This window comes from Flammeovirga sp. MY04 (assembly GCF_001682195.2).
GTDB lineage: Bacteria > Bacteroidota > Bacteroidia > Cytophagales > Flammeovirgaceae > Flammeovirga > Flammeovirga yaeyamensis.
In genome coordinates this window covers 3,048,404-3,069,997 of the sequence record NZ_CP003560.2, presented here as the reverse complement: position 1 = coordinate 3,069,997, position 21,594 = coordinate 3,048,404, and the positions used below count along the sequence as shown (strand labels likewise).

General features: G+C 35.4%; 12 protein-coding genes. 9 read left to right on the top strand and 3 right to left on the bottom strand.

Going from position 1 to position 21,594, the window contains the following annotated elements:
* Positions 1-83 precede the first annotated feature (83 nt).
* The 3 genes from MY04_RS12345 to MY04_RS12335 form a co-directional block, all read right to left on the bottom strand.
* Positions 84-2,288, bottom strand: a complete 2,205-nt coding sequence (locus MY04_RS12345) for a glycoside hydrolase family 3 C-terminal domain-containing protein (protein ID WP_066210066.1) — start codon at positions 2,286-2,288, stop codon at positions 84-86.
* Positions 2,289-2,390: 102 nt separating this feature from the next.
* Positions 2,391-4,076, bottom strand: a complete 1,686-nt coding sequence (locus MY04_RS12340) for a RagB/SusD family nutrient uptake outer membrane protein (protein ID WP_066210065.1) — start codon at positions 4,074-4,076, stop codon at positions 2,391-2,393.
* Between the two features lie 2 nt (positions 4,077-4,078).
* Entirely contained in the window at positions 4,079-7,183 is a 3,105-nt protein-coding gene (locus MY04_RS12335) for a SusC/RagA family TonB-linked outer membrane protein (RefSeq protein ID WP_084005863.1), read from the bottom strand.
* Between the two features lie 598 nt (positions 7,184-7,781).
* On the opposite strand from MY04_RS12335, the gene MY04_RS12330 reads away from it, so the two are divergent.
* From MY04_RS12330 to MY04_RS12290, 9 genes are all read left to right on the top strand, one after another.
* Positions 7,782-8,486 carry a hypothetical protein gene (locus MY04_RS12330; RefSeq protein WP_158297683.1) on the top strand — a complete coding sequence of 235 codons (705 nt, stop codon included), beginning with the start codon at positions 7,782-7,784 and terminating at the stop codon, positions 8,484-8,486.
* Between the two features lie 389 nt (positions 8,487-8,875).
* Entirely contained in the window at positions 8,876-9,859 is a 984-nt protein-coding gene (locus MY04_RS12325; protein ID WP_066210063.1) for an NAD(P)H-dependent flavin oxidoreductase, read from the top strand.
* A gap of 104 nt (positions 9,860-9,963) precedes the next feature.
* Positions 9,964-10,332, top strand: coding sequence for a DUF423 domain-containing protein (locus MY04_RS12320; RefSeq protein WP_066210062.1), 369 nt, complete (start codon positions 9,964-9,966; stop codon positions 10,330-10,332).
* A 1-nt stretch (position 10,333) separates the two neighbouring features.
* Entirely contained in the window at positions 10,334-12,037 is a 1,704-nt protein-coding gene (gene recJ, locus MY04_RS12315; protein ID WP_066210061.1) for a single-stranded-DNA-specific exonuclease RecJ, read from the top strand.
* Positions 12,038-12,073: 36 nt separating this feature from the next.
* Positions 12,074-12,919 (top strand): rhomboid family intramembrane serine protease, encoded by an 846-nt coding sequence (locus tag MY04_RS12310; protein WP_066210060.1) that lies wholly within the window; start codon positions 12,074-12,076, stop codon positions 12,917-12,919.
* A 176-nt stretch (positions 12,920-13,095) separates the two neighbouring features.
* The gene (locus MY04_RS12305) at positions 13,096-14,007 is read left to right on the top strand and encodes a rhomboid family protein (protein ID WP_066210059.1); all 912 of its coding nucleotides are present in this window, start codon (positions 13,096-13,098) and stop codon (positions 14,005-14,007) included.
* 175 nt (positions 14,008-14,182) lie between these two features.
* On the top strand, positions 14,183-15,643 hold the full coding sequence (gene gatB, locus MY04_RS12300) for an Asp-tRNA(Asn)/Glu-tRNA(Gln) amidotransferase subunit GatB (RefSeq protein WP_066213250.1): 1,461 nt from the start codon (positions 14,183-14,185) through the stop codon (positions 15,641-15,643).
* A gap of 49 nt (positions 15,644-15,692) precedes the next feature.
* On the top strand, positions 15,693-16,805 hold the full coding sequence (locus MY04_RS12295) for a TlpA disulfide reductase family protein (RefSeq protein WP_066210058.1): 1,113 nt from the start codon (positions 15,693-15,695) through the stop codon (positions 16,803-16,805).
* Positions 16,806-17,040: 235 nt separating this feature from the next.
* The gene (locus MY04_RS12290; protein ID WP_066210057.1) at positions 17,041-21,480 is read left to right on the top strand and encodes a T9SS type A sorting domain-containing protein; all 4,440 of its coding nucleotides are present in this window, start codon (positions 17,041-17,043) and stop codon (positions 21,478-21,480) included.
* Positions 21,481-21,594: the final 114 nt, after the last annotated feature.

Sequence of the window (21,594 nt, the reverse complement as noted above, 5' to 3'; positions counted from 1 at the left end):
TGGATTTCAAAATTTTAAGATGACAAAAGGAACATAAACTTATAGTAAATCTATGTTCCTTACATGTCCCTGGAAGTTGCCTGCTAGTTTATTCGGTCTGTAATTCTGACCTTCAGTTTTCTTTTGATGTTGTTAGAGGCATTACCTACATAGATGTAATAATCTCCTTCTTCTAATACCCAGGCTTTTTGTTTGGTATCATAATATTTGAGATCATCGGTAGAGAATGCTAACTCAATTTTTTGATTTTCGCCTTTACTAAGTTTCACCTTTTTGAAAGCTTTTAATTCTTTTTCTGAACGCTCTACACTTGATTTTGCTTTTCCAACATACACTTGAACCACTTCGGAACCGGCTACTTCGCCGATGTTGGAAAGACTACAAGTAATAGAAATACTTTCTGAAGATGTGAATGATTTTTTGTTTGCTTCAATGTCGGTAATATCAAATGATGTGTACGATAGTCCATAACCAAAAGCATATTTAGGAGTAATTTTTTTGGTATCGTACCATCTGTATCCTACCAATATTCCTTCTTTATATTCTACTGTAGTACCATCACCAGGATAAGCTCTTTTATCAAAATGATGTGCTGGATTGTCTTCTAGTTTTACTGGAAAAGTAAAGGGTAGTTTTCCAGAAGGATTTACATCGCCAGAGATAATATCAGCCAATGCATGTCCTGTTTCGCTTCCTAAATACCATCCTTGAAGAATTCCTTTCACGTTTTTAGACCAATCAGTTTTCACAGCGTTTCCGCTAATAATTACCACACCCAATTGTTCGTTTACTTTTGCAATTTCATTAATTAATTGTGCTTGCTGATACGGTAATTCGTAAGCTAAACGATCGCCTCCTTCACAGTCTTGATGATGATTTTTATTTAAACCACCCACAAAAAGAACAATGTCTGCTTCTTTTGCTAAAGCGATGGCCGCTTGATGTAAGGAATCTTGATCATGCGGAGCAGGAAGTACTTTATCATACATTGGAGGCCCTGCAGAATACCCCATTGCATAACTAATCTTGGCATTGGTAAATCTCTCTTTGATGCCGTCTAATGGTGAGATTTCATGTTCTGGTTTTAATTCAGAAGAACCTCCACCTTTGGTCATCATTCTTGTAGCATTGTCACCAATAACCGCTATATGAAGTTTTGCAGAAGTAGAAATAGGGAAGAAGTTTTTCTCGTTTTGAAGAAGCACTATCCCTTCCTGTCCAATCTTTCTTGCGACATCAAGGTGTTCTTGTGAATTGATAGATCCGTAAGCTCGATTTCTATTCATCGATGTACGAAACATTAATCGGAGTATTCTTTTTACTTTATCATCCAATACACTTTCTGGTACTTCACCTTTCTTTAGTAGTTCTTTAAAAGGTCCTGCGAGAAAGTAATTTTCGTAATGATCAACCTCTGAGTAGGTGAGACCATTGGTTCCTGTACCCATTTCAATATCAAGACCATATAAGGCAGCTTGTTTACTGTTATGTGCAGCTCCCCAGTCCGTTACTAATGCTCCATCAAATCCCCATTCTCCTTTAAGAATGTCGTTTACTAAGTATTCATTGTGGGAACAATATTGACCTCTAAACTGATTATAAGCACTCATGATAGACCAAACATTAGCTTCCTGTACGGCAGCTTTAAATGCAGGTAGATAGATTTCTCTTAAAGCTCTTTCGCTCATCTCTACATCCACGCTCATTCTTTGATGCTCCTGATTGTTGGCCACATAGTGTTTTAAACAAGCAGCCACTCCATTGCTTTGTAAAGCTTTAATGTAGGGAACAACAAGCTTGGAAGATAAGTAAGGATCTTCTCCCATATACTCAAAGTTTCTACCATTTAGAGGAGTTCTGTAGATGTTTACACCCGGACCAAGAAGGACATCTTTTCTTCTGTATAAGGCTTCTTCACCTACTGCTTTTCCATACTCACCGGCAACTTCAGGATTAAAACTTGCCGCTAGGCAGGTAAGAGAAGGGAACGCTGTAATAGAATCATTTGTCCATCCAGCGTAACCCCAATCATCCCAATTGATTTCAGCTCGTACACCGTGAGGACCGTCAGACATTAATAATTCTGGAATACCTAATCGACCTACACCGGGTACAGAAAATTTAGATTGTGCATGGCACATAGCCACTTTTTCATCAAAAGTTAATTGATGGATAATGGAGTTGATTTTATCTTCTATTTGTTCGTTGGTTTGTCCCAGTACTTGAAAAGAACAGAAGCAAACTACCGTTGTCAAAAAGTAAATAGCCTTATTAGAAAATCGTATCATAATGTTTCGTTATCACCTTGTAGTTTGTAGGGGCATTGCTAAGCAACACCCCAACTCACTACAATTTTTGTCTATTGTTCTCTATCAAAAAATTTGGAAAGTTTAATAGCCAGCGTTTTGTTTTAATGAACCTAATTGATCCAATTCACTTTGTGGAATTGGCCAGAATCCTTTTTTAGCCACATCAAAAGTTACTTCAAAGTGAGCAGGAACACCTAGTTCACCTCTTAAATCATCGCCAAAAACACCACCGCTAACTTCTGTATACTTAGGATCATCTGCAGGTCCTTTACTTACAACGTAATTAGTGATATCCAATTCTTGTTTAGCATATTCTAATCCTCTACCCAATACATCAAAGTAACGATGACCTTCCATAGCTAATTCAACTCTTCTTTCATCATAGATGTCATCCATTGTTACATTGGATTTAGCAGTTAAACCTGCACGTGCACGAATAAGGTTTACATATTCGTCTGCTTTTCCTTGATTACCTTCTTGCTTGTATAAAATAGCTGCTGTTAAGTACATATCAGCCAAACGAATGTATACATAGTTTTGAGGGAAGTTCATTGCTTCCCAAGTAGCAGGAGTGATAGAAGCGTGTGTAGTATACTTGAAAGTAAAGTAACCTGTCCAAGCGTGACCTACTTCCAATAAACCTTTAGGATTACCTGACTCGTGATCTGGATTTACTCTCCATGCATCATCAAGTAGTTTTTCTGCTGAGATGATTGTTACATCTTTTCTCATATCACCTGCTTCGTAGGCATTGACTAATTCTTTAGAAGGAATACCGAATCCCCATCCACCAGTTAAGTAATTTGAGTTGTCTTTGTTTACTTTATAACCACGTGGTCCAGCCATTTGACATCCCATGTTACCTAACTTTTCTGTTTGCCATTGGTCCCAACCTGTATCTGCGTGAGGGATTTCGAATAAAGATTCGTTTGTCCAATCGCCTGTAGCACCCCAAAGCGTAGCATAATCCGCTTCTAACATTCTTCCAGAATTTAGGAATAGGTCTTCTAACTTTCTGATCATGTCCGTTCTTGTAATGGGTTGTCCATCTAGAACTGGTAATGCATCTTTTTTATAATATCCTGTATAGAATACAAACATTTTAGCCAATTCTGCTGTGGCTCCCCATTTGTCTAATCGCCCACTACCGTGCTCTTGGCTATCTGGTAATAACTCAATAGCATCTAACATATCTTTAGCAATGTATGCATACGTTTCATCGACAGGAGATTGAGTGATTTCGCTTTCTCCAGCAGTAAGATCAACAATGACAATATTTTCGTAATGTCTAGCTAATTCGTAATAGAAGTGTGCTCTTAACATTGTAGCTTCTCCAAGCATTCCATCTGCAGCTTCTTTTTGGGAGAATACATCCGAATTAAAGTTGTTGATTAGTGTATTTGCTCTTTGGATAGCAACATAGCATTTCTTCCAAGCTTGTGTAGTTTGATTGTTGGCAGCAGTTAAATTGAACTGTCCCATTAATTGCCATTCAATTTGATCTGAACCACCAGCACCTCCACCGGCGTAGCTATCATCTGACATTAAATCAGATAACATATTTAATGGTTGATATGTCCATTCGTAGTAATCTCTTGATAGAATACCATAAACACCCACTAAAGCTTTTTCATGATCAGCTTCTGATGCAAAGAAAGCTTCTGTAGACACTTGGTCTGTTGGTTGAACGTCTAAGAATTTCTCCCCACAACCTATAAGTAGTGATGTGGATAAAGACGCAGCTATTAATATATTTTTTAGTTTCATGATTAGAATGTCAAATTAGTACCGAAAATGAATGATCTTGCTTGTGGATAAGAACCTCTGTCCATACCCATACCCATTGTTCCACCGTGACCAACTTCTGGATCTAAACCAGAGTAGTTAGTGAATGTAAGTAGGTTGTTTCCTGAGAAGTAAAAACGAACATTTTGGATTTTCGCTTTAGATAAAACAGATTGTGGAAGTGAGTATCCAAACTGTAAAGTTTTCAAACGAACATAAGAAGCATCTTCTAAGTGAACCATGTCATTGATAAGCGTAAAGTTATCACCTGCTGTATGACTCCATCTTGGGAAGCTATTTGTACTACCTTCACCAGTCCAACGATCTAAGAATCTAGTATTGTAATTGTGAGCACCTGCACCAATTGCGTCCAATCTTAGAGCTGCAACGTTAAATAGTTTGGCACCTGTTTGACCTTGGAAGAAGATACTTAAATCAAAGTTTTTATATTCGAAACGAGCATTTAAACCTAGTGTCCAATCGTGGAAAGGATCACCAATATCAGTTCTATCAGCAGCGTTTAATTCTCCATCACCGTTAGTATCTACAAATCTGATATCACCTGCTACTGCAGATTTTCCTAGTGCTTCGTTATAAGCTTTTGCTTCAGCATCATTTTGTAAGATTCCGTCTGTTTTGTATCCCCAGAAGTACGGTAATGAATGACCTTCTTTCATGGCTAACTGACCATCGTAGAAATCAGGTTTGTAACCTAGAATATGATCTTGACCATCTATGCTTAACACTTTATTGTCGTTGTAAGAAGCAATTGCTGAGATATCATATCTGAAATCACCTTCTGAATTCTTATAGTTTAATGTCAATTCGAAACCTTTATTTTGTACCGTACCAATATTTGCTGTTGGAGCACCGATACCATAGATTAATGGAATTGGATTGTCTGATAACAAGTCTTTTCTTCTACGATCGTATAAGTCAACATTTAAGAAGAATTTGTTTTGCCAAAGTCCTACATCAAAACCTACGTTCATCTCTGTAGCAGTTTCCCATTTAATAGCTGGGTTAGGCATTTTCTGAGCAGCAAAACCTGTATAACGTTGGCCATTGAACATGTACTCTTCAGTTTTTCCAATAGTTGATAAGTAAGCAAATGGTTGGATATTTTCGTTACCTACTTCACCATACGATGCTCTTAATCTCATAAAGTTTACAATATCTGACGATTGGAATAAGTCTTCTGACATTACCCAGCCTGCTTGAAGTGACGGGAATAAGGCAAATCTATTTTCCGGACCAAAGTTTACTGAACCATCATAACGAAGAATTGCAGTAAATAAATATTTGTCCTTGTAGTTGTAGTTAGCTTTACCAAAATAAGATACAAGACGGTGTAAATAGCGGTTACCATCGTTTGTTTGTGATTCATTGTTCACTTTATTGTCTAAATAGGCGTTTTGGTATCCACTGAATTGTAATTCAGTACCACTACCGTTGATCCACTCATTACTATGTTCTCTCGCTGTATTACCAATTAGAGCTGTGATTTTATGATCTCCAAAGTCGTGAGTGTAAGACAACGTATTTTCCCATTGCCAAGTAGTTGATTGTGATTGTCCTTGACGTACTGAACTTAAGCTGTTTTTCTTCGTAAACTGATCGAGTGATGAAACTGGAGTATATTCTCTAGATTTTGAAGTACCTAATTGGAAACCAAAATCAGTTTTAAAGTTTAACCCTTTGATCATTTTAGGTTGGAAATTTAAGTACACATTACCAACAATATTATTATAAGTGTTTTCTTGGTTTGTGTTGTCTATAATACCTAACGGGTTGGTTATACCTTGTAAGTTGAGATCAGACATACCATAATATCTACCGTCATCTGATTTTACCGGAGCAGGAACAATTGCATCGTATTTAGCATAATCACTTTCTGGAGCATAAACTGGAGTAACAGGGTCGTGAAGTAGCATTGACGTCACTGCACCTTCATGTTCGGTTTGTTCTAATAAACCATTTCTATTCTCTCTTGAGAAGTTTAAGTTTTGTCCAAAAGTGAATGAATTAGAGATTTTATGATTACTATTCAATCGTAAACTTAAACGGTCATAAGTCGATTTATCTCCACCAATGATACCATCTTGAGCAAAATAACCGATACTCGCCATGAAAGTAGATTTTTCGCTGCCACCACTTAAACTTAAACTGTGGTTTTGAATAGGAGCATTTTGGAACACTTCATCTTGCCAATCTGTGTTAGCAGCAGGAGGATTAGATAAATCCCACTTTTCTCCGTTTCCTGCATTTACAGAACCTTCATTATGAAATTCCATATACTGTTGTGCATTCATTAAATCAGCTCTGTTTGCTGCTTGTTGCACACCATAGTAACCATCGTAAGAAACTGTCATCTTACCAGATTTACCTTCTTTAGTTGTGATTAAAACCACACCGTTAGCTCCTCTAGACCCATAAATTGCAGAAGAAGCAGCATCTTTTAATACTTGGAAAGTGGCAATGTCGTTTGGATTAAGATAGTTGATATTATCCATCTGTACACCGTCTACAACATATAAAGGACTGTTGTTACCGTTAGAACCTGTACCTCTAATTCTAATATCTATACCAGCACCAGGCTGACCAGAAACGTTGGTCACTTGAACACCAGCAGTTCTACCTTGAAGAGACTGAGCAGCGTTCAATACTGGAGTTTGTAAGATATCATCGGTCTTTACAGAAGAAATAGCCCCTGTAACAACAGCCTTCTTTTCCACACCGTAACCCACAACAACGATTTCATCAAGTTGCTTTTCGTTCACTTCCAAGCTAATATCAAATGTTGTTTTGTTATCGATACTAACCTCTTGGCTTTTATAACCAACGAATGAAAAAATTAGTGAAGTAGCGTTTTCTGGTAAACTCAATTTAAACTTACCTTCAAAATCAGTTACAGTACCTAGAGTAGTTCCTTTTACTGTAACACTAACACCAGGAAGAGTCTGTTCATTTTCATCTATAATAGTACCGGAGACAATACGGTCCTGTGCATAAGATGAGGAACCTAAAAGCAAAGAGAAAGCAAATGTGAGCATAAACCACATTACTTTATTTCGTATTAGTTTTTGCATTTTCGTAATAGAATGTTTTTTGTTTAAATAAATTATAGGACGTTGGACCAGCTTCTTAATATAATTTTAAGAGACAGCTGTTAAGTCGATTAAAATATTACCAATGTTTAGATGTTGGTAATGTTCATTTCACAAGAGAATTGAATAATTCATTTCATAGTTAGATAGATTAAAGAGTTGATTCATTTCATTTTATTAAAGACATACGCTAATAGTTTATTTTTTACTAAGAAAAATACTATTGGATTGATATCAATGTCTTTGTGGACAATACATAGGTAGCGTTTTGATAAATCAGGTTCAAAAATAATAAGTATCATTATTACACTTATATTACTACATTTTTACTATGGTATTTTGTAAGTAATTGATTATAAGTTGTTTGATCGTTAAAATTAGCTAATTTTTGTTTCGATTAACTTTTTTATTTTTAGACGATTTACCATAGAAATATTCAAAGACTACGTAATCAAATATGAAATAACAGATGCTGATATAGTATTATTTTATAGGATTTTAATTCAATTAATATTAGAAATCTGACTTATTGATTAAATTGAAACTAGGTAAAGACAACTATTCTTTGATAAAAAATATAATGATAGAAAATCAGGAAATCGCAGAAACAAAATCAAAAAACTGGAAATGGGTAATCACTAAATTCTTGATGAAAAGTCTGTTTTATTCCTTCCTCATCTATCTACCTTTTTTAGGGTTGATTAGAAGTGGAATCTATTTTTATCATACCTATCACTTAAATACATGGATTGGATTATTCTTAGGTATGATTTTTTCCTTTTCTTGCATTGCTATTTATCTTTTGATCATCACGAAACTGTTTTTCAAAGACAGGCGATTATCAAAAAGTTATTTGAAATGGTTAAGCGGTATTGTGAGTATTTTGGTCTTAGGCTACACAGTTTTCTCCTTATTATCATTCACCGGAAAAAATGCGAAATCAAATAAAGTCAAAGCCGAATACAGTTCACTTCATCCCTACCTAAAAATATCCGTCCGCACTTTCCTATTCTTTGATAACGATTTAATCATCACAGACCTATCAAGAACTTCAGACGATTACATAAAAATGGGCTTAAAGAAAAAAGATAGCTCTTTGCATTTCATTCAAAATACGGGATATGCTCACGCTATGGACCTAAGTACAAGAAACCGCCCCTTCTGGATGATTTGGTCCGCCCAACTCTATTTCAAATCCCTCGGTTTTAATGCCGTAAGGCACGGAGGAACGGGAGATCATTTGCATGTTTCCTTGTCGACTTATGAAAAGCAGGGGAGTTGGTAGTTGTTTGAGGTTGTATTTTTGATGGAGAGTTTTTTAGAGTCTTTGACAAAGTAAGAGGTAATAAGTAATAACTAATAGGGAAGGCGAAAGTGATGAGAATTAGTTTTATTTAATGTCTTCAAATTATGAATTTGATAAAACTTTTTGGTAGCAGTAATAATTGATATCAATCAAAACCTAATTGACAAGGTTTAATTATTAATTTGAAATTAGTCCTATCCTATTTATGACGAACAAAGTGCAATTTTGATCCTTATTACCTATTAGTTATTACCTATTCCTTAAAACCTTAAACTTGCTTTTCTCCCCATTATTTATGATCTTGAAAAAAATAAATAGTATGCTTGCATACCTTTTTTAACTAACTTAATTCACCAATACACAACACTATGGAAAAGATTTCCACACCGCTAACCGAAATGTTGGGGATAAAATACCCTATGATTATTGCTCCGATGTTTTTGGTTTCCAATGCTGCTATGCTGAAAGCTGCCATTAAAAGTGGAGTAACAGCGGCAGTACCTGCTTTAAATTACAGAACGGATAAGGCTTTTAGAGAAGCCATAGTAGATATACGCTCGGAGACAGATGGACCTTTTGGGGTAAATTTGATTGTGAATAAATCGAATATCCGTATGATGGAGCAATTGAATACTTGCGTGGAAATGAAGGTAGACTTTATCATTACTTCTTTGGGTTCCCCAAGAAAGGTGATCGAGCTTTGTAAGCCTGCAGGTGTAAAAGTATTTTGTGATGTCGTAGACGTACATTATGCCAAGAAATGTGAGGAATTGGGGGCGGATGCTGTTATTGCAGTAAATAAAGAGGCTGGCGGACATGCTGGTCCAACTCCAGCGACTGAACTTGTTCCTGCATTGGTGGAGGCTTGTAACATTCCAGTAATTTCTGCTGGTGGTGTAGGCAATGGATACCAATGGAAAGAGAAATTAGAGTTGGGAGCTGTGGGTATTTCTATGGGGTCTCCTTTTATTGCTACGGAAGAAGCAGGTGTTTCACAAGATTATAAACAGGCTTGTGTGGATTATGGAGCAAAGGATATTGTGATGACCACGAAGCTATCAGGTACTCCTTGTACAGTTATTAATACGCCATACATGCAAGAAATTGGAACTAATCAGAATTGGTTAGAAACTTTCCTGAATAAAAATAAGAAGTTAAAGAAATTCGCCAAGATGTTGACGGCTTATAAAGGCATGAAAATGTTAGAAAAAGCGGCAATGTCGGCCACCTACAAAACAGTTTGGTGTGCAGGTCCATCCATAGAGTATGTAAAATCAATTCGACCTATAAAAGCAGTGGTCGATGAGATGGTGGATCAATTGACAACATCAAAAGTGGAAGTAGAGAAATAAAGATACGATCCAATCAATCATTTTTTTGTATGACCCCAACTTGGTAAAAGTTGGGGTTTTGTGTTTACTTTCCCTAAATTTACTCATCCAAACAGACAAACAAAATGAGTAAGAATATAATTACAATTGGGGCAGTCATTTTAGCCCTAGCCGTGGGAATTGGTGCTTTTGGTGCACATGGCTTAAAAGCTACATTAGAATCGTTCGGAAGAGTAGCTACTTTCGAAACAGGTGTCAAATATCATTTTTATCATGGATTAGGACTCTTATTATTGGGAGCCTTGTCTGATAAAGTAGAAGGAAGCTGGTTAAAGTGGTCGGCTACATTTATGATTTTGGGAATTATTATTTTCTCGGGTAGTTTGTATATATTATCTGTGACAGGAATGAATTGGTTGGGAGCAATCACGCCAATTGGAGGAGTTGGATTCATCGCCGCTTGGGTGGCTTTAGCCATAGGGGCAAAAAAATAATATGATTAGAGAATGGAAATTGGCTGAACTGCCAAAAGAAGAATATGTAAAGGAATTGTCTAAACAACCTAATGTTCCACTTTTGATTACGCAATTGTTGGCACAAAGAGGGGTGAAGACGCTACCTGAAGCAAGAAATTATTTTCGACCAACTTTAGAAAAGTTGCATGATCCTTTTTTGATGAAGGATATGGATGTGGCCGTTGCACGTCTGACCATAGCTATTGAAAAAGGGGAACGTATTCTTTTTTATGGAGATTATGATGCTGACGGCACTACTGCAGTCGCATTGTATATGCACTTTTTCCGTTCTGTCTATAATAATGTCGATTACTATATTCCTGATAAATACGCAGAAGGGTATGGCGTTTCTGAAAGAGGAATCGATTATGCACATACCACCAACTGTCAGTTAATTATTTCTTTGGATTGCGGTATCACTAGTTTTGAAGCTATCGAGGCAGCCAATAGAAGAAATATCGACTTTATAGTTTGCGATCATCATCAAGTTGGAGAGGAGTTACCGAAAGCCACTGCCGTTTTAAACCCTCAGAGAGAAGATTGTAACTATCCTTTTAAAGGGTTATCAGGTTGTGGAGTCGGCTTCAAATTACTTCAAGGTTTTTGTCAGAAACACGGTATTGATCCAACGCCATTATGGAGTCACTTAGATTTAGTGGCTTTAGGAACGGCCTGTGATGTAGTTCCAATGGTGGATGAGAATAGAGTACTTTGTCATCAAGGAGTAAGTTATTTAAAGAAAACCAAGAAGGCAGGGCTTTTAGCATTGTTTTCTAGTTTGAAGTTGGATCAAAATAATATTACGTTAAATGATCTTGCTTATTCATTAGGACCTGTAATTAACGCAGCAGGAAGGGTCGCACATGCACAGTATGCCGCATCAATTTTATCTACAGAAGATCCTAAAGAAGCCAAAGAATTAGCAGTTGAGTTAAATCGATTAAATGGTTTACGCAGAAAATACGATCAACAAAATACGGAAGAAGCTTTCACTCTTGGTGAAGAGGAAAAGGACAATAGTATTTTGGTGTTATATAAAGAAGATTGGCATAAAGGTGTTTTAGGCATTGTCGCGTCGAAATGTGTGGCTCAATTTGGTAAACCCACAATCTGTCTTACGCATTCAAGAGGTGAGGTGACTGGATCTGTTAGATCCACCGATAATTTTGATATTCATGAGTTGCTAACGGATTGTGACGATTTGTTAGATAAATTCGGAGGACACACATCTGCCGCAGGTTTGTCATTGAAAGAGGAAAATTTGTCAGCATTTAAGGAACGTGTCATTGACAAAGTAGACAAAAAAATGAATGGAAAGGAATTTGTTTCTTTCAGAAATATAGATTTAAAAGTAAATCTTGCTGACATTAATTTATCTGTTGCAAATATCCTTCAGCAAATGAAACCTTTTGGTCACGAAAATGAGATTCCGGTTTTTTTAGCTGAAAAAGTAAAGATTACCGATAACCCAAGAGTACTTAAGGATAAACATTTAAAGTTTAATATAGTTCAGCATGAAGGCGATCAAGCATTAAGTGTGATTGCTTTCAACCAAGTAGAAAAATTAGAAGTAATTACTACTTCTATGTTTGATATATTATTTAAATTAGAAATCAACGAATTTAGAGGGAATAAAACACTTCAGTTGAATTGTGTTGATATCAAAAAATCAGAGAATGAATAAAGGTATACTACCTCATTACTCATCACTATAAATTATATGAATTTTCAATTAACACCGTATGTTAAATATATACTGATTATCAATTTTATTATTTTTGGTATATCTAATTTGGTTCCATTAGATGCTATTGAATTGGTTGAGGGAATGCCATTGAAACCCATAAATATGGTTTCTTCTTTTTTAGGTTACCATTATCCAGGATCTGAGCATTTCGAAATTTTTCAACCTTTTACATATATGTTTGTTCATAATGATTTTAGACACATATTTTCGAATATGTTTGCCTTATTCATTTTTGGACCAATGTTAGAAAATGTTTTAGGTTCAAAAAGATTTTTAATCTTATATATAGTTTGTGGCTTAGGTGGAGGAGCATTGTATGGATTAACAAATTATTATGAGATTCATCAATTAGAGGTAGATGCTGCTCGTTTTATTAATGATAATTCTCCAGAAAATTTATTGTATTTTTTTCAACATAATTTCGAGTATTATTTACAGCATAATCCAGAGTATTTATCATTTGTAAGTGAGAAATATCCAGCTTTATATATGGATCATGCAGCTGTTGTGAAGAAAGCAGTAAATGAAGTGAGTTATTATACATTGGATGCAGTTGAAACCCCGATGATTGGTGCTTCAGGTGCAATTTTCGGATTACTTTTCACGTTTGCATACCTTTTCCCTAACCTACGTTTGATGCTTTTATTCCCGCCAATACCGATAAAAGCAAAATACTTGGTTGGAGCTTACATATTATTTGAGATTTATGAATTAATACAAAATAACCCTGGAGATAATGTAGCCCACTTGGCTCACCTTGGGGGAGTTTTATTTGCATTCATTTTAATGAAAAGGTGGAAGTACATGAGTTATAAATAAAATGTACATAAGTAGAAGGGTAACAAAATTTCATTTTTTTAAAACATTGAATTTATGTAAATTAATAAAACCTAATTAATTTGCTTTACCATCTACCAAAGTCTCCATCAAAGACGTGTGTAATTTTAATAAGCAGTATGGATAATCACTATTAAACCATTACAATATCAACTCTTATGAACGGTTTTATATCAGATTTAAAATATACGTGGAACAAGCCTGGAAGTGGATTACTTCGATTGATTATTATTAATGTAATCATCTATGTAGTCATGAGTATTCTATTGCTTGCATTTAAATTCTCAGACCATCCTGAGATATTTAAATACTACATTTATGATAACCTATCTTTAGCGTCCAATTTCAACGAATTCGTATTTACCCCTTGGACTTTAGTGACTTACTTTTTTGTACACAGTATGGAAGGTTTTTTCCATATCTTGATGAACATGCTTGTATTGTATTGGTTTGGGATGATATTTACAGAATTTCTTGGCGATAAAAAAGCGGTAATATTATATATTTTAGGAGGTCTTTCCGGTGGTATTTTCTACTTATTGATTTACAATTTGGTGCCTTATTATCAGGGGGCTAATGTACAATTAGTAGGAGCTTCTGCTAGTGTATTTGCCATCGTAGTAGGTGCAGCAACTATTGCTCCCGATTACAGAATAAATCTATTGTTCATTGGACCGGTAAAAATCAAATGGTTAGCTGCTGTGTATATTTTCCTTTCTTTAATTGGAATTACAGGAAGTAATGCCGGAGGTGAATTGGCCCATTTAGGTGGAGTTATCATGGGTTTTGCTTATGTGAAAATGCTTCAAAAGGGGACAGATTTGGGCAAGCCATTTTACGCTATCGAAAACTTTTTTGATAATCTTTTATCACCAAAGAAGAATTTAAAAGTGGTTTATCGTAGAGATAAAAAGTCGAAATCGAAAACTAAAGCAGGTAAAGAAAATACAGATCAACCTACACAATCTAGAGTAGATGAGATCTTGGATAAGATATCTGACAAAGGATATGAAGGATTAACTCAAGAAGAAAAGCAGATCTTATTCAAAGCAAGTCAACGAAAACATTAAAATGTTAGTGAAATCTCAATTATTTTATTGATATTGTAATAAAATTCATAAAAAGTTATTTCTTTTGTAAAGGAATAGCTTTTTTTGTTGAAAATATTTCAAAAATTAGAGATTACTCTTTCCCTTATATCAGGTTATCAGGATGGGGAAAGATTTATATAAAAAACTTACTGACATGGTCGATCAATCAATAATAGATAAATATGAATTGGTAGTGGGGCTTGAGGTTCACTCACAACTAACAACAAACAGTAAAATCTTTGCTTCTGATCCAACTACTTTTGGAGAAGATCCTAACGTCAACATCAGTGCGATTACACTTGCCTTGCCGGGTACACTTCCGAAAGTAAATAAGGGTGTAATCGAATCATCGATAAAAATGGGATTGGCAGTCAATGGAAAGATTTCTGAATATCAATTCTTCGACCGTAAAAATTATTTTTATCCCGATCTTCCGAAAGGGTATCAGACAACTCAAGATAAAACACCAATAGTGGTTGGTGGTCACTTAGATGTAGTCACCAAAGATGGTCAGCCATTTAAAGTGATCTTGAATAGAATCCACATGGAAGAAGATGCGGGTAAATCAACTCACCTTGATGGAAGCCCAGATACTTTGGTCGATCTTAACAGAGCCGGAGTACCTTTGATGGAAATCGTGACCGAACCTTGTATTCACGATTCTGCTGTAGCTGCTGCTTTTGTTGGCGAAATCAGAAAAATTGTACGTTACCTTGGTGTTGCCGATGGTAACATGGAAGAAGGTTCCCTTCGTTGTGATGCAAACGTTTCTGTACGTTTAAAAGGATCAACCACTCTTGGAGAAAAATGCGAGATCAAGAACATGAACTCTATGCGTAATATCCAAAGAGCAATTGATTATGAAATGAAGCGTCAGATCAAATTGATTGAGGATGGAGAACCGATTATTTCTGAAACAAGAACGTTCAATGTAGATAATGGTAAAACGTATGGAATGCGTACAAAGGAAACACTAAACGATTATCGTTATTTCCCTTGTCCAGATCTACCTCCGATGATCGTGAAGCCTGAGTGGGTAGAAGAAATTAAATCGACAATGCCTGCTTTGCCAGCAGAATTGGTTGAGAAGTTTACCAAAGAATATAAATTACCAGAATACGATGCACGTTTATTGACAGAGTCGAAAGCTTCTGCATTGTATTTTGAACAGCTTTGTGGTGCAACTAAGAATTATAAGGCAGCATCAAATTGGATGATGGGACCTCTGAAGTCGATTACCAACGATGCAGGAATTGATTTCGATGTATTAAAAAGTACTCCACAAGAGATAGCGGACATCATTCAATTAGTCGATGATAAGAAAGTGAGTTTTGCGGCGGCATCTCAAACGCTTATCAAAGAAATGTTGAAAGGGTATAAAGGATCTGTGGAGGATTTAGCAAAATCGTTAGACCTTATTCAAGACGGAGGAGATGACTTCTTGTTACCTCTAATTGAAGAAGCAATTGCTAAATTCCCAGATAAAGCAGCAGCTTATAAGAAAGGGAAAAAGAACTTGTTAGGCCTGTTTATGGGAGAGGTAATGAAGATGGCAAAAGGAAAAGCTGATCCTCAAAAAACAAATCAATTGTTGCGTGAAGCCTTGGAAAAATAAGTTTCTGTGTATATTGCAATATATATAAACTAGTAAATACGTAGATCACGTGAAAACGATACAACATATTTTAATTTTTATCGCAGCACTTTTTATAATCAGCTGTGACAAATCTTCTACAAATTCACAGGAATCAGCCGCTAACTTTCCTGCAGAGGTAACAATTTCTGGTACTATCGAAACTGCTAAGGAAGGTGATAAAGTAACCCTTTTTGCTTTCGAGAAAACAGGAAAGAAAGATGTTGCTACTTCTGTAGTCGAAAAAGGAGGTGTTTTCAATTTAAAGTACACTGTTAATCAGGTTGGACTTTATACATTAAACATCGGTAATACTTTAGAAGATATTCTTGTAATTGAAGGACAAGACTTGACCGTTAAAAATTCTACTCATGGTTTAGAAGTACATGGTTCCAAGGAAAATGAACTTCTTCATAAATTGAAAGTTCAATTTGATGATTTTGTCAATCAAGAAAGTCTTTTAAATCAAGAATATGTAACTGCTGATAATGATAAGGCGAAAGAGGCTGTAGTTAAGAAATTAAAGGAATTACAAGACAAAAGAGAAGCAAAGCTATATCAATCTCTAAAAGAAATTGATGGTGCTTACATTACCTTAATCGTCTTAAATTACATTCAGAATAAAGAAAAACATTTGAATGAAATTATCGCTTCAGTTGAGCGTCTAAACGAACGTTTTCCCAATGATGAATTGGTGGATGAAGTGTACAATGTGTACATGACATTAAAGAAAACTTCTGTTGGTCAGTTGGCTACAGACATTAACTTAAAAGATGTAGATGGTAAATCTATCGCGCTATCTTCTTTAAAAGGAAAATATGTAATGGTCGATTTTTGGGCATCGTGGTGTATGCCTTGTAGAATGGAGAACCCTAATGTTTTAAAAGCTTATAACAAGTATAAAAGCAAAGGTTTTGAAGTGTATGGTATCTCTTTAGATCAGCAAACAGATAAGTGGAAAGAAGCGATTAAGAAGGATGGTATTACTTGGTTACAAGTACACGATACTGAAAATGTAGCGGCTGAAGCTTATGGTGTACAGACTATTCCATTCACTTTATTATTAGATAAAGAAGGAAAAATTATTGCGAAGAACTTAAGAGGCGATGCTTTAGAAAAGAAATTAGCAGAGTTGTTAGATTAAGTTATACATAGTCTAAAAAGGAAGGTTAATCATTTCGATGGTTAACCTTTTTTTGTTGGGGAAATTATAAGGACTTAACGATTAACTGCTTATAGATGAACTATAAAAAACTAATATATAGTTGTATTGAATTTATATTTGATTGATTATCAGATATAATTTTTGTGTTTGAGTAAGATTTTTTCTTGTTTCGCTCTACAAACTATTATTAGAATCTTTACCTAAAACTCTCAGTATGAAAAATAGACTATTACTCATACTGCTACTGCTAAGTAGTAGCTACTATTCTTATGCTCAATATTCTGCCGTCGGTATCATCGGCACAGCGACAAGCGGAAGTTGGGACTTCGACACTTTTCTTAGCGTAAACCCTGCAAACAGTTCCATTTGGACACTTTCTGATGTCCCTCTTTTGGATGGAGAATTAAAGTTCAGGGCAGATACAACCTGGGATATCAATTGGGGAGGAGACACCTTTCCTTCTGGAGTATTAGTTCCGAACGGTTTAAATATTCAAGTTACTCAAGGTACCTATGACATCACCGTCGATTTTACTCAGAATACTTATTCATTAGTGAATACAGCTTCTGCTGGAATTATTGCTCCTAAAGTGAGAATCAGAGTGGATAATTTACCACCTAATACTCCTCAGAATGCGATATTAACGGCTAACGCACCTGCCTACTTAAATAACCCAACATCTTATGGACAATTCTTTTTGGATACATCAGGTGTTTATTATGAATTACTATTGCCTGATGGAACCATTGGCTTAGATTTCAATGTATTTATTGATAATAATCCGGCGTATAAAGCCTTAGAAAGTAACGGTTCCGAAAGTACGTATTATGTATCTTTTACTGATTCTACAGAATGGGAAATAATTATAGAGGATTGGAATTTTGTACCTTCAGGTTACTCTTTTGATAATCCATTGTTAGTGGATTCATCAAGTACTTATTCTACCTATGATCAACCCTCATTTTATCAGTATGTAAGTAGTGGACAAGAAATAGTTGATATAAAAACAGATGATTACTCTATCAATAAAAATTTGAGATTGTTTGTCAATAACACCTTGAAATTGGATACTTATGGATACGATATTGGTGGCGCTGTAGAACTTCAACCTTTCGATACACTAAAAGTTCAGTGGATGGTTTCTGATGCTCAAAGTAATATTCAAGCATTTGATTTTAACTTTAATATCGCCCCTTTACCAAAAATTATTGTTAGAAATATTCCTGCCAATACTCCATCAGATACGAAAATATATGTAGCGGGAGATTACGAAGGTTGGCGATTTAATTGGCCGGATAAACATCTAATTTATAATGTAGATAGTAATTATTACGAAGTTGAATTACCTCTCACAGCAACGAAAAATCAGTTTACATTCTTCTTAAAAGGCGGAACGAAATTTAGAGAAATAGATCAACAAGACTCACTTAAGATCAGAACTGTCGATCTTCAAAGTAGTGTGGACAACGTATTCTTCGTAGATGATATTTTCGCTTGGTCGGCTATTCCAACACCTCAGAATAGTTGTGAGACAGCATTACCTTCTCAATTAGGAGATAATGTAGTTGAAAGTACAGCACAGTGGTTTGTATTTACCGCTCCAGAAGATGGCGATTATTATATCAAAGAATCCTCAAATAGATTATCGAATGCCGAGTACATGGCAGAAGATGTTTCCCTTTATTGGGATTGTAACGATACCATTTCTTTTAATGCAGCGAGAGGATTAGTAGTACAACCTTTAGCACAAGGAGAAACGGTATATATCAAATGGGAACATTATTTAGGAGATGATGTGGCTTTTGATTGGAGAATTGAACGTGCCGGATATTTCATGATGTCAGATGCCAATGGTTTTAGATCAGATAGAGCGGTTGAAATGCAAAGAGTAGGACCTTCTCAGTATTATTTAGAACAATTTTTTGATGTTGGAAATAGTGGTTTTTCTATACTAGATCAAACCCAATCATTTATCGCTTACGATACGATAAACAATGTAATCACCCATAAATACAATAACAGTATTCCAATGGATGTTGATGAAGCAGGTATTTATGGAATAACTGTCGACTTTTCTGATGGATCTTATTCTTATGAATTTGTTGAGTCATATGAAACACCACCTGTCACTTTTCAACCTCAATATTGGCAGCCAAACCAACAAATTAAAATGATTCTGGATTTAAGAAATGAAGGTAATATTCAACATATGGATAGTGCCTACATTTGGACTTGGATAGAAACATCTGATTCAGTTTATGCTCCTTTGCTCCAAACAGATTTTGGTTTTTCAGATCCATCGGCAAAGATGACGAAAGAAAGTGAAGGAGTTTATTCTTATACATTTACTCCGACAACACTTTTTAATGTTGAGGATTCCATCATCAGTAATTACGGCATTAACTTTCTAATGAAAAATCTATATGGATCAGATAAGACGGATGATATTGGACCTTTCTTCCCTGTAAATGAACCTATGTACACTGTTAGTTTTACTGTAGATCTTAGTGTTTATATAGAAGAAGGAAAATTTGATCCAAATGCAGATCAAGTGATATTGTACTCCAACTTTACTGAAAACCATTCTTTCTATGAGGAAACAATGTTTAACATGGGAAATGGAATGTATAGTAAAGACTTAACGAATATTCTGAGTGCAGGAAATGAATACAAATATATCATTCGTAAACAGGATGGAGATATTGAAGAATTAGAGTTGAGGACTTTTGTGAATACAGGTGATAATGTAGTGATTGTTTCCGATGTATTTGATAATAAACTCACAGCAGATCCTCTTACTACAGTGGTGATGGACATTAGTCATCAAATAGACTTTGGGAACTTTATACCCGACGAAAACTTGGTAAAAATTCAATACTTCGAGTCAGATACCTCCACTATAATTTATCCTATGATGAAAGTAGATGACCAATATTTCAGCTGGAGTTTTAGACAACCTGAAGGATCGATTTTAGATTTCAATTTCATTATAGTAGACAGTCAGACGGACTCAATTCTTATGGTAGAAGATACAGTTAGAACATTGATAGTATCTTCAGGAAACCCTAATCGAGGTTTTACCTTTAACGATGAATTGTATCAAACCAGTGTCGTCACTTTTAACGTGGATATGAGGGTCTTCATTTTAGAAGAAAAATTTGATCCTTTATCAGATTATGTGGAGGTAGTTGGAAGTCTAAATAATTGGGGGAATTACGATACACTATTCTTAAGTGATGATGATTTAGATGGGGTGTATTCCTATTCGACAGAATTATTAGTCGGCGATTATGAATATAAATATAGAATCAACTCTTCATGGGATGTAGGAATGCACGATAGTGGACCAAACAGAATATTTACACTTGGTCCTAATGAAGATGTTTCTCTTTACGATTTCTTCGATAATAAATTTATACCGAATCCAGAAGTGGTGTTATCGGTAAATATGTCAGAACAAGTAACCCAAGGAAATTTTGATGCAGGCAGTCAAGAAGTATTCATCAAATTGATGGTGGATAGTAGTTATGTAGATCGACCTTTAGTAGTAAATGAAGATGGTAATTACGAAACATCACTTTACCTTTTAGACACTTTAGGTGACTATCAATATTATTTCTATTACATCAATTCCAATGGAGATTCCTTATCAAAAGTAGAGGAAGAGAATTCTAGAACCTTTACAGTGAGAGGCGGACAGCAAGTTCAATTGCATTGGTTTAATGATGAAGAGCCTGTCGAAAAGATAACGGCCACTTGGACGGTAAATATGAATCCTGGAATCATCACTCAGCAATTTGATCCAAATACAGGCAAAGTAGAAATTTTAGGTAGCTTTAATGGATGGGCAAGTGCCGTTGAGTTACAAAGAGTAGATCAAACTTCTGTTTATACAACAAGTATGGACCTCCCTAGTGCCATGATTTATTACAAGGTGTTGGTCGATGGTGTAGAAGAGGTTTTTCTAGCTCAAGATCAAAGTAACAACCGATCTCATTTCTTAACTGTGGAGGATAACATTATAAGTGCCGTCTATAAATTTGAAGAAACCATTCAGGTAGAAGAAGAGCAAATAGAAACAGTTACTCAAGATGATGGAACAGTGAATGTTGAAGTGGATTCTACTTTATTCGCTGAATTAGAAGGCACTGTTACTTATCAAGCAATGCTTGCAGACGGTAGCGAATTGCCGGAGTGGGTGATATTCGATCCAGAGACTTTGACATTCACCGTAGATCCATCAAAAGTCCCTGCCGGTACAAGATTAATGGATGCCATCGCAGATCTTGATATCATTATTCTTGCAAACGATGAAAGTGGTAAATCTGTAGCAGTAGAAGTCACCCTGCCAACAGAAACTATTATCAGCGATTATCAAGACGAACAAGATGACGAAGATGTCAATAGCTTATCAGATGATCTATTGAAATTGTCGGTCTATCCATCTCATCTATCTAATTTTACAATGATTTATAACCCCACCTCACAGTCATTGTCCTATCAATTATTAGACATGAGTGGCAAACAAATAGAGAAAGGACATTCATCTTCATCAAAAATTAAGTTAGATATGGAAAACTTACCAGAAGGAATGTACTTTATTCATATGGTGAATCAATATGGTAATTATACTCAGAAGGTAGTGAAGAAATAATCTTAGATATCATCAATTTATAAATTGAAACCTCATCAAGTAATAGTGTTTGGTGAGGTTTTTTACATTCCATATCTAACATCGTACATCTAACATTTTACATATCACTACCTA